The following is a 14,133-nucleotide window of genomic DNA, read 5'->3' as shown; positions in this document are numbered from 1 at the left end:
CGTCGCACCCGGACATCGACGGAGCCTCCGTCTCTTTTCGCTGTTTTTTCCCAGGCGTACGCCCATTCCTCTATGTCGCGCATCCTCTCTGGATGCGAGCGAGCATTTCACATGCCCAAATCCTATTTGCCAGCAGGCCAGGCCACGACGAATCTGGCAGTCATCTTGACCATTCTGGCCATTCATTCTGGAATCTGGTGGTTTTTCAACCGCCCGATCACCCAGCAGCAGGACTGGCTGGGGCCAATTCATGGCGTATCCTTCAGCCCCTACCAGTCAGGGCAGGACCCGTTTCTCGACATCCACCCCAGTGCCCAGGATCTGCGCGCCGACCTTCGGCTGCTCCAGGGAAAGGTCCGGGAGATTCGCTCCTACGGTTCCACCAATGGCCTGGAACAGATCCCGGCCCTGGCCGCGGAATTCGGGCTGGCTGTCACCGCCGGGGCCTGGCTGGATGCAAACCGATCAAACAATGTTCTGGAACTTCGCAATCTGCTGCGCAACGCCGAGGCCCACGCCAATGTGAAACAGTTGATCCTGGGCAACGAAAGCCTGTTGCGCGGGGATCTGACCATGGCGGAACTGGGACGCTACCTCCGGGAGGCCAGGGAGCGGACCACCAAGCCCCTGAGCACCGCCGAGCCCTGGCATGTCTGGATGGACCACCCTGAGCTTGCCGCGCAGGTGGACTTCATTGCCGTCCATATCCTGCCCTACTGGGAGGATATTCCGGCGGACATGGCCGTGCAGTGGGCTCTGGACCGTTACGCCGACGTGGCGGGCGCCTTTCCCGACAAACGGATTCTGGTTGCCGAAGTGGGCTGGCCCAGTCACGGCGAACGCAACGGCCCGGCCAAACCCGGCCAGGACAGGCAGGCCGGGTTTCTTCGCGAGTTCCTGCCCGCGGCTCAAAAGCTCGGCATCGAGTACTATGTGATGGAGGCCTTTGACCAACCCTGGAAACAGCCCATGGAAGGTTTGGTGGGAGGACACTGGGGCATCTTCGACCAGAACCGCCAGCCCAAGTTCGCCTGGACCGGACCCATCGTCCGCTCCGCGACATGGGGCCTGGAATGTGGCGCGGCCTCACTTTTAGGCGTGCTGATGCTGACCGTTTATCTGCGTCGCCGTTCCAATGCTTCGGCAATGATGATTCTCCCTTTCGGCCTACTGCTCCAGGCCGCGGCAGCCACGTTGGTCTGGTACGCGGGCGCGCCGCTGGGGGAGGCATTCTCCCGCCTGGAACTGGTCGTCTGGCTGGGCCTGTTCCCGCTGAATCTGGCCTTGCTCACGGTCGTCCTGACCAACGGCTTGGAAATGGAACGGCTGCTGACCCCGGGAAGACCCCTTCGTGGTCCGTCAGCGTTCGTGGACCCTCTTGCCGTTCCGCCCAAAGTCTCTTTGCATGTGGCCATCTGCAACGAGCCGGTGGGCATGGTTCTGGAAACGTTGAGCAGCCTGGATGCCTTGGATTATCCGGACTTCGAGGTGCTGGTGGTGGACAACAACACCACCTCATCCGCTGTGTGGCGTCCGGTCCAGGAATTCTGCAGGGCCCGGGGCCACAGGTTCCGGTTCTTCCATTTGCGGAAATGCAAGGGGTTTAAGGCCGGCGCCCTGAATTTCGCGTTGTCCCGCACCCATCCGGACACCGGTATAGTCGGCATCGTGGACAGCGACTACATTGTCCGCCCGGACTGGCTGCGCACCCTTGTGCCCTCTTTTGCCCAGGATCCGGAGCTGGCCCTGGTCCAGGCTCCCCAGGACCACCGCGGATGGGAGAAAAACACGTTCAAAACCATGTGCAACTGGGAATACGCCGGTTTTTTCCAGATCGGCATGGTTCACCGCAACGAGGACAACGCCATCATTCAGCACGGCACCATGTCCCTGATCCGCCATGAAGCCTTGCGCGCTGCCGGTGGCTGGTCGACCTGGTGCATCTGCGAGGACGCCGAGCTGGGTCTGCGGTTGATGGCGGCAGGTCACCGGACCCTCTATGTGCCCCAGAGCTTCGGGTGGGGACTGACCCCGGACACCTTTTCCAGCTACTGTAGTCAGCGGTTCCGGTGGGCCTACGGCGCCGTCCAGATATTGAAACGGCATTGGCGGCGGTTGCTGCCCTGGGACCGGAACAGCGGCCTGACCCCCGCCCAGAAGTACCATTTCCTGACCGGCTGGCTGCCCTGGTTCGCGGATGCGGCGCACCTGATCTGCGTCACGGCCAGTCTTTTCTGGGCTTCGGGAATGCTGCTTGTCCCGAACTGGATCGGCACCCCGATGTCCGTTTTCCTGCTGCCGGTTGTGGCCGCTTTCGGCTTCCGCCTGCTACAGTTCATCTGGCTCTACCAAGTCCGGGTGCGCTGCGGTCTGCCGCGCATTCTGGGCGCGGCCCTGGCCGGAACCGCCCTGATGCACACCATCGGCAAGGCCGTGCTTTCGGGACTGACAACCTCGGACAAGCCGTTTCTGCGTACTCCCAAGAGCGAGACGGCGTCCGGTCTGCTCCGGGGAGTGTCCATGGTCCGCCAGGAGGCGCTCCTGGCACTCCTGCTCTGGATGGCGGCCGGCGGGCTGGCCCTCAGCCGTGGATTCGCGGACGGGGATGTCAATTTATGGATGGCCGTACTGGTCATGCAGTCCTCGCCCTATCTGGCCGCCGTGGCCGTGGCCCTGGCCAACGCTCTATCGACACAATCGGACGACGACCTGCAGTGGAGCGCCATTCCAGTCCCGTCAAGCTCCCTATTGCGGCTGCGTCATCGGTCAGCGGCCCGACTGGCGACAAGTCTGTTGCTGAAGGCAAAATAAGGAGAGAAAAGGAATATTGATGACTGCTTTCACGATCAGTTTTTCCCAACGGCTCTCTGAGCGGATTCGACAACCGAACGTTTCCGTCCGGTTTCAGGGCTGGCTGGCTCGGCATCCCCGGGTCGCCAGGCTCCTGAACCAAAGCGGTGCGCTACGGACTGATCCCGAAGCCCTGGCCCGGGGTGTGGCCGTGGGCCTGTTCATCGGCCTGACCCCGACCTTCGGCGTGCAGACCGCGCTCATCGTTGCCGGCTGCATCCTGTTGCGCGGGAATGTCTGCACTGCCCTGGCCGCGTCCTGGGTCTGCAACCCCCTGACCATCGTCCCGCTCTACTGGAGCTTCCACGCCCTGGGTGAAGCCTGTTTTCAGACCCTTCCGGTGTTCGCAGCCTCTTCTCTCGCCCCGCAAGCCTGGGACGTGGGCGATGATTTGCTGTTCACGGCCCTTGGCAGCCTGATCATGGCCTTTCCCTTGGCTGTTTTTGGCTACCTGGCAGCCCTGCGGGCGCAGGTCGGTTTCTTTGCCAGGGTGCCGTAACTGAGTGTTGAAAAAGTCCTTATCCGGCAGTCCGTTCAAAAACCCCAAGTGCAAGGAGCAAAAAAAGTTCAAGGTCGAAGCGTATTTATTCATACGTGAGAGTTTGAACTTTTTGCAGCGACGCAGCAATTGGGAGTTTTTCAACGGACTGGTAAACCGATCCCAGAAAAACGAAGTGTGACCCTTCCCTGGATATCCTCACCAACCCACTCATGACCCCGGCGCAACAGATTCTTCTCTCCCTGGTTTGCTACGCCATCAGTGCACGGCTGCTCTCCGGATGCCTCCGGGTGCGTCCGGTCCGCTACGGATTCGGGCTCAGCGGCTTCTGTCTGATTCTGGCTACAGGCGTTTTTCTGATTGCCGACTCCTTCACCACGGTGGGGATCGATGAGTCCGTGACCTATCACCTCCGATTCGGTCTTGCCGGAGCCGGCTTCGGGGAATACTCCGGCAGCGTATACGCCGGGATGGCCATGCTTTCTCTCGCAACCGCGGTAGGCTTTCTCTCGGCCTGGAGGCTCCGGCCGATTCCGGGCAAAACAGCACATCCCAGAAGCTGGACCGCTCCCCTGATGCTGGGTGCGGCGTTCCTGGTCAATCCAGGCATCCAGGACATTTCCAGGCTGGCGACCCAGCCTCTGAAGCAGACTTCGGACAAAAACCGTTTTTTCGACCTCTACCATGTACCACATATTGCCCCGGGGACAGGGCAGCCAAAAAACCTTGTCTACATTTACGCCGAAAGCCTGGAACGGACCTACTTCGACGAGTCCCTGTTTCCCGGGTTGATTCAGGGGCTCCGGGAGATGGAGCAAGAAGCCCTGTCTTTCACTGGGGTGGAACAGATCAGCGGCACTCATTGGACGATTGCCGGCATGGTCGCCAGCCAGTGCGGCATCCCGTTGGTTACAGCTTCCGGGGGAAATTCCATGTCCGGCATTGATCGATTTTTGCCCGGCGCAACCTGTCTGGGCGACGTGCTGCAAGCCCAGGGATACGCTCTGACCTTTCTTGGAGGAGCAGATCTGGAATTTGCCGGAAAAGGCAAGTTTTATGCCACCCACGGATTCTCGGAAATTATGGGCAAATCCGAACTGCAAAGCATGTTGGAAGATCCGGCTTACGTGAACGAGTGGGGACTGTATGACGACGTGTTGCTGGAATATGCCTTTAAACGCTTTGAACAACTGTCCCAGGCGTCCAGTCCGTTCGCCCTGGTTCTTCTGACCATGGACACCCATCATCCCAGGGGCCATCTTTCCAGGAAATGCGACGGCATGCGCTACCAGACCGGCGACAACCCCGTACTCAATGCCGTAAAATGCTCGGACTATCTGCTTTCCAAATTCGTCCGCGACGTGATGCGCTCTCCCCATTGGGAAAACACGCTGATCGTCATCGCCTCGGATCATCTGGCCATGGGCAATACAGCCACCCATCTTTTAGATCAGGGGAACCGGAAAAACATGTTCATGGTTATTGATGCAGATCACGGAAACGGAACGACGATCGACAAACCGGGGACGACCCTGGACATTGCCCCAACCGTCCTTTCATTGCTCGGCTTCGAAGTGCCCTTATTTGGTCTGGGCCGCGGCCTTCTCAGCGTCGAGCCCACCTTAGTCGAGCAAGAGGCTGATTTAAAGCAGACGTTGAGCAGCTTGCGATCTGAGCTCGCCCTGCTTTGGGGGTACCCCGTAGTTCAGGAGGGTATGCATATAAATGTTTCGCAGCGTCGGTTGCATGTCGATGAACGGGTTTTTCAGCTGCCGACACTTTTGCATTTGGGTGAAGGCGGTGAAATTCTTGACGTGTTCTTCGAATACCAACTTTTTGACTACTCCGAGAAACTGGCATCCTACTTCGCGCGAATGCAACACGACGACATCGTTGTCTGGGTCGATTTCTGTCAGAATTTCACAGGCCCGGACTTGGAGTTCGAAGAGGATTCATTTTGTGTTTACTTGGGCAAGGTCGACGATGAAAAGCCGTTTGTAACGCCCATAACCGATGAGTTGCATATCTCGATGGAGTTGCTGGGCCAGTTTTTGAAATGGCCAGCAACGCCTTGGGTTACGGATCGGCGTATAGATCGACTGAATGAAGTTGGTTGTCTCGATTCCTGAGATCATTGCCTGAAGCAGGGAGCTCGCTCACCCCAGACAACTTTGGCTTGAAAAACAGGAGGTAGCGTTGATGAAGCCAGGGGGGCACCCTCCGTCTCGCGCAGACCGACGACAGCTTGGGCATTGTTCTCAAAATCACTGTGGCTTTGTATCGAAATGGTTTCGCCAAGCAAGGTTTCGGCGAGATAGTCGATGCGGATGGAGCGGAGTTGGTGGCGTTCATGGTGCTCTTGATCGAAACTGTCCAGAATCCAGCGCACGTAGGCCGCGTTGTTGACATGCCGGTTGACGTCCAGGTCGCTGTACGGCACGACCACCCGGCACAGTTCCGACACATCGGAAACGGCGGATTGTTTTCCCAAGACGTCACCCTCCACGTCCGGCTCGTCGGGCAGGACGAGGTGCTCCAGAAACGGACCTGGACGGACCGGTCGATGCTTTGCCGCATCCAGAATCACCCAGGCAGAAATGCCCGAGCCGAATTCTTCGCCACCCGGATCCAGAAGGCGAAAGTGGCGCAGCGCGAAAAGCCGGTGCACCCCCTGGGGCCAAGTGCGGACCACAAGTTCTTGTCCCCAGGCCGGATACCGCCGGATGCGCATCCAGCAGCGCGAAAGCACCCAGAAGCATCCTTGCGCGTCCAGGTGTTCCCGACCCACGCCGAGATCCCGGGCGTGATGCCCGGCAGCCTCCTGAAAACAACCGAACAGGGCGTCCAGGCGAGCCAGGCCGAACATGTCCGCCTCGCTGGTCCGCACCCGGAAGGATTCCGTCCAGACCGATCGGCTCACTTGGACTCCGCCTGAGTTTGCTTCTGGGCGAGGATGTCCTTCAAAGCTCCCTCCAGCATGCCGAATCGAAAATCAAATCCGGCGTCGGTCAGGACCTTGGGAACGATTTTTGCCCCTTGCAACACGACCTGGGCGACCTCTCCCATGGCTAGTTTCACGGCGAAAGCCGGAACCGGGAAAATCGTCGGCCGACGCAATAGCCCTCCCAGCGCCCTTGTAAAATAGGTATTCGTGGCGGCCTGGGGCGCGCAGCAGTTCACCGGACCGTCCAACTCGTCGTGCCGGGCCATGAACTCCAAGGCCCGGCACAGATCAAGCACGTGAATCCACGGGAACCACTGCTCTCCGCTACCCAGGCGCCCGCCCAGACCCTTGCGGAAAATCGGAAGCAGTTGGGCCATGGCGCCGCCGTCCGGTCCCAGCACGGTCCCGAACCGGGCAATGACCACCCGGACCCCGAACCCGCGGGCCTTTTCCGCTTCTTCTTGCCATGCCTGAGCCACATCGGCCAGAAATCCCGTGCCTCGCGGCCCGTCCTCGGCATACTCGGCTTTGGAGTCCAACGGGTAGTACCCTACGGCGTTGGCGTTGATCAGAACCTTGCCCTTGCCGTGATCTCCGGCCAGTGCCTGCACGGCCATGCGCGTGGACTGAACCCTGGATTCCAGAATCTCCTTTTTAGTCACGTCGTTCCAGCGGGTCATGATCGACCGGCCAACCAGGTTGATCACCACGTCCGCCTGGCCGGCCCGGCCCTGCCAGTCTCCGGGCCGCATCGGGTCGTTAATGACGGTCCGGCATTCGGAAGGGATTCGTTCCAAGCTTTTCGCACTTCGTCCCAGGACTTCCACGTCATGACCTTGTTGCAATAACGAGTTGATCAAATGCTTGCCGACGAAACCGGTTCCGCCCAGAATGAAAAAACGCATGAATCCTCCAGTATCTGTTGGTTTCTGATTACAAGGCAGCCCGGCTCACCGGAGCATGGGGAATACCTTCGTGGGCCAGCAGGTATTGTTTCATATCCAAACCAGGGCCAAAGCCCGTCAATTGGCCGGAGCGTCCCAGCACCCTGTGGCAGGGAAACAGCAAGGGCCACGGGTTACGGGCCATGACTCGCCCTACGGCCCTGGCGGCCTTGGGATGCCCGCATTCCGCCGCCAATCGGCCGTAGCTGAGCCAAGCTCCGGTCGGCAAGGCGCGCAAGCGCCGTAAAACCTTCCAGGCGAAGTCGCTCAAACCGTCTCCGGCCAGCGGAACTTCCGGCCAAGCCGGCTCCTCCTTGGCCAGGTAGCGGGCCAGACTGTTCCGGAACGGCTCGGCCCAAGGGGTGGTCAAGGCGGATCGCGGCCCGGCACCCGACCTCTCCGACCATTCCAGGGATATGGATTCCAGACGGTCCCCCCGCCACGTCAGATTAAGAAAAAACGGATCGACCCGGATGCTGTCCCGTGTTGGCATGATGAATTCTCCTTGTCGCAAAAGTCTCGCCCGTCAGGAACTCGGAAAGTTCCGACCTTGCCGCGCGTCCTCGGATTCCATGCGTCGGCGCAGCGTATCCAGGACGTCCCGCTTGTCCCCGGCCCATTGCGGAGCCAGGAGTTCGTCGGACAAAGGGTCCGCGTTCAGACGATGCACGATGATGTCCGGTCTGAGCAGTTCCAGCCCCGCGATCACGGACTGAACGTAGGCATCTTTTGTCGGCGGGATGTAGCCGCCGTTTCGCCAGATCGTCTCCAGTGAGCTGCCCGCGGCCACGAAAAGATTGTGAAACTTGATGCCGGCGACTGGCAATCGATTCACCTGGCGGATGGTTTCCAAAAAGTCGACATCGTTTTCCCCGGGCAGCCCATGCATGACGTGGGCGCAGACCGACAGCCCCCGGGCGTGGGTCCGGCCCACGCACCGGGCGAAGCAGGCAAAGTCGTGGCCGCGATTGATGCGCCGTAAGGTTCGATCATTGGCGGATTGCAGCCCGATGTCCAGCCAGACTTCGGCAAAGCCACAGTCCGCGATGTATCGCAGTTTTTCATCATCCAAACAATCCGGACGGGTTCCCAGACCGACCAGACGAACTCCGGGCAGGTCGGCCAACTCGTCCATCAACCGCCGGACCCGGCTCAACGGACCATACGTGTTGGAAAAGGATTGCAGATAGGCCCAAAAAGCGTCCGTCTTGTATTTTTGCCCCAAGCGCCGGGTTAAGGAAATCCATTGCTCGGCCAGGGACAGGCCGCGATCAAACAGGCCGGTGCCCGAGCCGGATGGATTGCAGAACACGCAGCCGCTTCGAGAAAGAAGACCGTCTCGGTTCGGGCAGGTGGAACCGGCGTCCAGGGGAATTTTTCGCACTCGGACGCCGTATTTTGTCCGTAAATAGGCGGAAAGGGAGTTGTAGCGGAAGGAGAGCACAGCGGGATCGATTTGGGAAGATTTCGCGGGGAGGGCGCGAAGCCGACTCGCCGCCTTGCTTGCACCCACCATATTTGCTAGATTCTCTGACTTTGCGCGCTCGTCGCGACGTCATCCTATATTATCCCCAAGCGAGGGTCTATGTCGAGAATTCTGGATATCCTGCTGGGTCCGTTTTCCAGCGATCTGGCGATTGATTTGGGCACCGCCAACACCTGCGTCTACGTCAAGGGCAAGGGCATCGTGCTCCGCGAACCCTCCGTGGTCGCCGTGAAGAAGGACAACCGCGGCCAGAACAAGGTCTTGGCCGTGGGGGCCGAGGCCAAACGGATGCTCGGCAGGACCCCCGGGAACATCGAGGCCATTCGTCCCATGAAGGACGGGGTCATCGCGGACTTCGAAATCACCGAGGCCATGCTCCGCCACTTCATTTCCAAGGTTCATAACCGTCGTCATCTGGTGCGGCCGCGGATCATCGTCTGCGTGCCCACGGGCATCACCCAGGTGGAAAAACGAGCCGTGCGTGAATCCGCGCAAAGCGCCGGAGCACGGGAAGTCTACCTGATCGAGGAGCCGATGGCCGCGGCCATCGGCGCCAACCTGCCCGTCACCGAGCCGACTTCCAACATGGTCGTGGACATCGGCGGCGGCACCACCGAAGTGGCCGTCATTTCTCTCTCCGGCGTGGTGTACAGCAAGTCCGTGCGCATGGGCGGGGACAAGATGGACGAGTCCATCATGCAGCACCTGAAGCGTAAATATAACATGCTCATCGGAGAAAGTTCGGCGGAGCAGATCAAGATGCGCCTCGGCTCGGCCTATCCGCTGGACAAGGAAGAAGAAATGGAGGTCAAGGGACGGGATCTGGTCACGGGCATTCCCCAGAATATTTTGATCACGTCCGAGGAGGTCCGCAAAGCCTTGGCCGACCAGGTGGACGTCATCGTCCAGGCGGTGCGCATCGCCCTTGAGCAGACCCCTCCCGAGCTTGCCGCGGACATCGTCGACCGCGGCATTGTTTTGACCGGAGGCGGCGCCCTGCTCCGCGGGCTGGACAACCTGCTGCGCGAAGAGACCTCGTTGCCCATCACCGTTGTCGACGACCCGCTTTCCGCGGTGGTGCTGGGCTCGGGCAAAGCACTGGACAGCCTGGATATTTTGCGAGAGGTAACCATCGATTAGCCTATTTCCCGTCCGCTCCAAGCGATTCATAGCTTTTTTGCTCCTGATCATCTTTCTGCTTCTGAGCATTTATACCTGGAACTGGCGTACCGGCGTCCTGGATGGGATCACGGGAAAGACCGGCCTGGAAATCGTGGCCTGGGTTTCGTTTCCCCTGCGATGGACCGGGGAACAGGTCCGTTCCTCTTGGGATTCCTACGTCAACTTGGGAGAGGTGCGCCAGGAGAATGAACGGCTGTGGGCCAAGGTCACCGATCTCTATCTGCAATTGTCCCGGTTGCATGAGGAGGCCGCCGAGGTCAACCGCCTGCGCGCCCTGCACGATTTTCAGCCGCCCGATGACTGGACTCTGGAAGGCGGACGGGTGGTGGCCGCGAGATTCGGACCGCACGCCGTGGTGGAATCCTTGCTGGTGGACAAGGGAACCCGGGTCGGCGTGGTCGAAAACACCCCCGTGATCACCCCCCTGGGAGTCGTGGGGCGGGTGCTGCGCGGATCCCCCACCTTTTCCAACGTACTCTTGATCACCGATCCCAACAGTAAAGTGGCGATCATGGGCCGCGACCACCGCACGCAGGGCATCCTGGTGGGCAATGGGCCGCAACGGGAACTGCAAATGCAGTACGTCCCGTTGAACGACCTGCTCCAGGAGGGTGAAATCCTCGTCACCTCCGGCATGGACGGCGTTTTTCCCAAGGGATTGCCCGTGGCCCGGGTCCAGCGCATCGAACGGCCCAGCACCTCTTTGTTCCAAGTAGTGGAGGCCGCGCCGCTCGTGGACTTGCGCAACCTGGAGGAAGTATTCCTGGTGCTGAACCTTACCCCGGTCATCGAAGAATAGACGTGCTTTCCGTCATCGGCGTGACCCCGATTCGCATTTTTTGGGTCGTCTTCTTCGTTTTGGCGGTTTGGCTTCAACTGTTTTTCCCCGGAACGGACTTTTTCGTGTCCGGCATCATTCTCTGCCTGCAGCGTGAACGATTCAGGCATGTCCTCGCGCTGATCCTCCCGGCGCTTTTGATCCAGGAAGGCGCGGGAGCTCTGGTGTTCGGGGCCGGGCTCCTGCGGTACGGGGGCCTGGTCGGCATGTTCCTGATCGGGCGCGGTCTGTTCGAAGCCCGCAGTCCGGTCTTCATCCTGCTGCTGGCCGCCGCCTTTGCCCTCGCGCAGATGATCATCCTGCATACCATGGCCGGCCTCCAGTCCATGAACATCCAAGGACAGCGCCTATTCTTGGAAAGTTTGACCATGTTCGCGACGACCGTACTAGGCTGGTGGTTTCTAGACGCCGTTTACCGTTTCATCTCCCGCCATGCATCTCAATCGTGACGCCGAGCCTCAGCAGTTTCCGAAGAACGGCCTGCTGTTTCTCCAGCTGCTGGTGCTGGGAATATTCGTCGTCTTCGCCCTACGCTTCTGGTATCTGCAACTGCATCGGGGCCAGGAGTTCGCGGACCGGGCCGAAAACAACCGCATCCGCCAGCAGCAGGTTTACGCTCCACGCGGCCTGATCAGGGACCGGAGCGGAGCGTTGTTGGCCGTGAACGAACCGGCCTACGCCCTGGCCATCGTTCGCGAGGACTCCCAGGACATCCCCGCGGCCCTCCGACGAATCAGCGATTGGCTGGACCTGGACCTGGACCATCTCCAGGAGACTTTTGAAAAGGGACGCCCGAGAATCCGGCGGTTCGAGCCACAAATCCTGGTCCACTCTCTGACCTTCGAGCAACTGGCCACCATCGAAGCCAACACCATGACCTGGCCGGAACTGAAAATCGTCACCAAGCCGAGACGATCTTATCCTCAGGGTCCGTTGTTGGCCCACGTCATCGGGTACGTGGCCGAGGCCAACGAACAGGAAATGAACGTCGATCCGGACCTGACCCTGGGCGACAGCGTCGGCAAGAAAGGGATCGAGTTCACCATGGAAACGGTTCTGCGGGGTCAAAAGGGGCTGCGCCAGGTAGACGTGGACGCCGCCGGGCGCCAGTTGGGGACCGCGTTGTTGGTCCCTCCTGAAGCCGGAGGCGACGTTCGGCTGAGCATCGACCTGGAGCTGCAGGAATTCGTCGACCAGACCTTGGGCGAGCATGTCGGCTCGGTGATCGTCATGGAAGCCGACACCGGCCAGGTGTTGGCCCTGGTCAGCAAACCGGCCTTCGACAACAATATGTTCGTCTCTGGGTTAAGCCACGCGGATTGGGCCCTGCTCCGGGACAACCCAGCCCATCCGTTGCAGAACCGGGCCATCCAGAGCGCGTACCCTCCGGGCTCGGTCTTCAAGCTGGTCATAGCCGGGGCCGCTCTGACGCACCGCATCGCCGTGCCCACGGACCGGGTCTTCTGCTCCGGCGGACTCCGGCTGGGCAACCGCTTGTTCCGCTGCTGGGAACGACGCGGGCACGGCTGGATGGACATGAACCAAGGGCTGGTCCAATCCTGCGACGTTTACTTCTACACCCTCGGGGACAAACTGGGCGTGGACCGGATGCACCCCTATGCCGTGGAGAGCGGGTTCGGCGTGCGCACCGGGATCGACCTGCCCCACGAGTCCATGGGCTTGGTCCCCAGCCGCGATTGGAAGCGCCGCCGCTTCAATGAACCCTGGCATGGAGGAGAAAACTTGAATATGTCCATCGGACAGGGCTACATGCTGGCCACGCCGCTCCAACTGGCCAGATACACCGCGGCCCTGATCAACGGCGGAAAACTGCTCAAGCCCCAACTCCTGGCCAGCGCGTCCCCGGATGTGCGGGGAGAGCTGCCCTTGCAGGCCGGACACCGGGAATTTCTTGTCCAGACCATGGTCAACACCGTCGAAGGTTCGAGAGGCACGGCGAGACGGATCGCCAAGCCCGGCGTGCGCCTCGGGGCCAAGACCGGCACGGCCCAGGTGGTTCGACTGATGAGCGAGTTCGAGCGGGCCAAGCTCAAGGATATCCCGTACCATCTCCGCGACCATGCCTGGATGAACTCTTTCGGCCAGCGGGACGGACGCAACTACGTCATCGTGGCCATGGTCGAACACGGCGGAGGCGGAGGTTCCACCGCCGGACCAATCATCAAATCCATTTACGACTACCTGTTCCCTGACCCCCAAAAGGTGGAAGAAGCCCGTGACCCTGATTGATCGCCGCCTGATCACTCACTTCGACTGGGCCTTGGCCGGCTTCGCCATGGCCCTGTTCGCCCTGGGAGTCGTCAATCTCTACTCCGCCAGCGGGTTTCGGATGGAGGAGGGCATCACCCTGACCTCCTTTTATCGCAAGCAACTTTACTGGGGCATGATCGGCCTGGCCGGAATGATCGCCTTCCTGGTCTTCGATTATCGTCACTTGCGGATGCTGGCCTGGCCGCTGTTCGTGGCCACCGTGGTCGCCCTGGTCGCGACCTTGCTTTGGGGCAAGACCATCATGGGGGCCCGGCGTTGGCTGGATTTGGGTCTTTTCAACTTCCAATCCAGTGAATTCGCCAAAATTTCTCTGCTGATCCTCGCCGCCAAACTGCTTTCCCGGGACCAGGGCAAGCTTGACTGGGGTCGGCTTCTGATTCTCGGCGGCATCGGCCTTGTGCCGGCACTCCTGGTGATCAAGCAGCCGGATCTCGGCTCGGCCGTCACCCTGCTGCTGATCCTGGGCGGCATGGCCCTGTTCCGCGGAGTTCGCGGCTCGGTGCTCAAAGTGGCGGCCCTGCTTGTTCCGGCGTCCCTCCCCCTGGGCTGGTATCTGCTGCACGACTATCAGCGTCAGCGCATTCTCGGCTTCCTCGACCCAGGTAATGATCCGCTGGGTGCCGGATACCATATTATCCAGTCGCAGATCGCGGTGGGCTCCGGGCAGCTGTGGGGTCGGGGCTTTTTGGAGGGGACCCAAAGTCAATTGCGATTTTTGCCGGAAAAGCATACTGACTTCGCGTTGGCCGTGTTTGGAGAGGAATGGGGGTTTATCGGTTGTCTGGTCCTCTTGATGCTGATTTCCCTGTTCCTGTTGAGCATCATCCGAACCGCGGCCGAGGCCAAGGACGGGTTCGGCTGTTATCTGGCCGTGGGCATCTTTTTCTATTTTTTCTGGCAAATAGTCGTCAACATGGGCATGGTACTGGGGTTGATGCCCGTGGTGGGCATTCCCCTTCCGCTGATCAGCTACGGCGGCACGTCGACCTTGACCAGCTTCTGCTTGATCGGTCTCGTGCTCAATGTCTCCATGCGTCGCTTTTTTTTCAAAAAATGATCAACCCGGAGAGCATCAATCCATGTGTGCGCTCTTTTCAA

General features: G+C 60.2%; 12 protein-coding genes. 8 read left to right on the top strand and 4 right to left on the bottom strand.

Annotation, left to right across the window (positions count from 1 at the left end; all coding sequences use genetic code 11):
- The first annotated feature begins 111 nt into the window (after positions 1-111).
- From DESLA_RS20415 to DESLA_RS0112930, 3 genes are all read left to right on the top strand, one after another.
- Positions 112-2,811 carry a glycosyltransferase gene (locus DESLA_RS20415; RefSeq protein WP_051434665.1) on the top strand — a complete coding sequence of 900 codons (2,700 nt, stop codon included), beginning with the start codon at positions 112-114 and terminating at the stop codon, positions 2,809-2,811.
- A gap of 19 nt (positions 2,812-2,830) precedes the next feature.
- Positions 2,831-3,349, top strand: coding sequence for a DUF2062 domain-containing protein (locus DESLA_RS20410; RefSeq protein WP_051434664.1), 519 nt, complete (start codon positions 2,831-2,833; stop codon positions 3,347-3,349).
- Positions 3,350-3,561: 212 nt separating this feature from the next.
- A complete protein-coding gene (locus tag DESLA_RS0112930; RefSeq protein ID WP_028572781.1) occupies positions 3,562-5,478 on the top strand; it encodes a sulfatase-like hydrolase/transferase in 1,917 nt (638 codons plus the stop codon).
- 2 nt (positions 5,479-5,480) lie between these two features.
- On the opposite strand, the gene DESLA_RS21855 is transcribed toward DESLA_RS0112930, so the two are convergent.
- Genes DESLA_RS21855 through mnmL form a run of 4 tightly spaced genes read right to left on the bottom strand, consistent with a single transcriptional unit; the run spans position 5,481 to position 8,681 of the window.
- Positions 5,481-6,269 carry an acyl-[acyl-carrier-protein] thioesterase gene (locus DESLA_RS21855; protein ID WP_051434663.1) on the bottom strand — a complete coding sequence of 263 codons (789 nt, stop codon included), beginning with the start codon at positions 6,267-6,269 and terminating at the stop codon, positions 5,481-5,483.
- Positions 6,266-7,198, bottom strand: a complete 933-nt coding sequence (locus DESLA_RS0112920; RefSeq protein WP_028572780.1) for a TIGR01777 family oxidoreductase — start codon at positions 7,196-7,198, stop codon at positions 6,266-6,268. Before DESLA_RS0112920 ends, DESLA_RS21855 begins: the two co-directional genes overlap by 4 nt.
- A gap of 28 nt (positions 7,199-7,226) precedes the next feature.
- Entirely contained in the window at positions 7,227-7,730 is a 504-nt protein-coding gene (locus tag DESLA_RS20400) for a methylated-DNA--[protein]-cysteine S-methyltransferase (protein WP_035261810.1), read from the bottom strand.
- A 33-nt stretch (positions 7,731-7,763) separates the two neighbouring features.
- On the bottom strand, positions 7,764-8,681 hold the full coding sequence (gene mnmL / locus DESLA_RS0112910; RefSeq protein ID WP_035261807.1) for a tRNA modification radical SAM protein MnmL/YtqA: 918 nt from the start codon (positions 8,679-8,681) through the stop codon (positions 7,764-7,766).
- A 141-nt stretch (positions 8,682-8,822) separates the two neighbouring features.
- On the opposite strand from mnmL, the gene DESLA_RS0112905 reads away from it, so the two are divergent.
- The 5 genes from DESLA_RS0112905 to rodA are packed head-to-tail and all read left to right on the top strand — an operon-like array spanning position 8,823 to position 14,092.
- Positions 8,823-9,863 carry a rod shape-determining protein gene (locus DESLA_RS0112905; RefSeq protein ID WP_028572778.1) on the top strand — a complete coding sequence of 347 codons (1,041 nt, stop codon included), beginning with the start codon at positions 8,823-8,825 and terminating at the stop codon, positions 9,861-9,863.
- Between the two features lie 37 nt (positions 9,864-9,900).
- Positions 9,901-10,704 carry a rod shape-determining protein MreC gene (mreC, locus tag DESLA_RS20395; RefSeq protein WP_051434662.1) on the top strand — a complete coding sequence of 268 codons (804 nt, stop codon included), beginning with the start codon at positions 9,901-9,903 and terminating at the stop codon, positions 10,702-10,704.
- Between the two features lie 2 nt (positions 10,705-10,706).
- Positions 10,707-11,192 carry a hypothetical protein gene (locus tag DESLA_RS20390; RefSeq protein WP_051434661.1) on the top strand — a complete coding sequence of 162 codons (486 nt, stop codon included), beginning with the start codon at positions 10,707-10,709 and terminating at the stop codon, positions 11,190-11,192.
- A complete protein-coding gene (mrdA, locus tag DESLA_RS20385; protein ID WP_035261805.1) occupies positions 11,176-12,993 on the top strand; it encodes a penicillin-binding protein 2 in 1,818 nt (605 codons plus the stop codon). The genes DESLA_RS20390 and mrdA overlap by 17 nt, the downstream gene beginning before the upstream one ends.
- Positions 12,980-14,092, top strand: coding sequence for a rod shape-determining protein RodA (rodA, locus tag DESLA_RS0112885; protein WP_028572777.1), 1,113 nt, complete (start codon positions 12,980-12,982; stop codon positions 14,090-14,092). Before mrdA ends, rodA begins: the two co-directional genes overlap by 14 nt.
- Positions 14,093-14,133: the final 41 nt, after the last annotated feature.

Origin of the sequence: Desulfonatronum lacustre DSM 10312 (genome assembly GCF_000519265.1) — a bacterium.
GTDB lineage: Bacteria > Desulfobacterota > Desulfovibrionia > Desulfovibrionales > Desulfonatronaceae > Desulfonatronum > Desulfonatronum lacustre.
The sequence above is the reverse complement of the archived record's forward strand: the minus strand, read 5'-3'. Positions and strand labels throughout refer to the sequence as shown.

Excerpts from the sequence above, each read along its gene's own strand:
- DESLA_RS20415 (WP_051434665.1), top strand. The coding sequence starts at position 112 with ATGCCCAAATCCTATTTGCCAGCAGGCCAGGCCACGACGAATCTGGCA.
- DESLA_RS20410 (WP_051434664.1), top strand. The coding sequence starts at position 2,831 with ATGACTGCTTTCACGATCAGTTTTTCCCAACGGCTCTCTGAGCGGATT.
- DESLA_RS0112930 (WP_028572781.1), top strand. The coding sequence starts at position 3,562 with ATGACCCCGGCGCAACAGATTCTTCTCTCCCTGGTTTGCTACGCCATC.
- DESLA_RS0112920 (WP_028572780.1), bottom strand. The coding sequence starts at position 7,198 with ATGCGTTTTTTCATTCTGGGCGGAACCGGTTTCGTCGGCAAGCATTTG.
- DESLA_RS20400 (WP_035261810.1), bottom strand. The coding sequence starts at position 7,730 with ATGCCAACACGGGACAGCATCCGGGTCGATCCGTTTTTTCTTAATCTG.
- DESLA_RS0112905 (WP_028572778.1), top strand. The coding sequence starts at position 8,823 with ATGTCGAGAATTCTGGATATCCTGCTGGGTCCGTTTTCCAGCGATCTG.
- mrdA (WP_035261805.1), top strand. The coding sequence starts at position 11,176 with ATGCATCTCAATCGTGACGCCGAGCCTCAGCAGTTTCCGAAGAACGGC.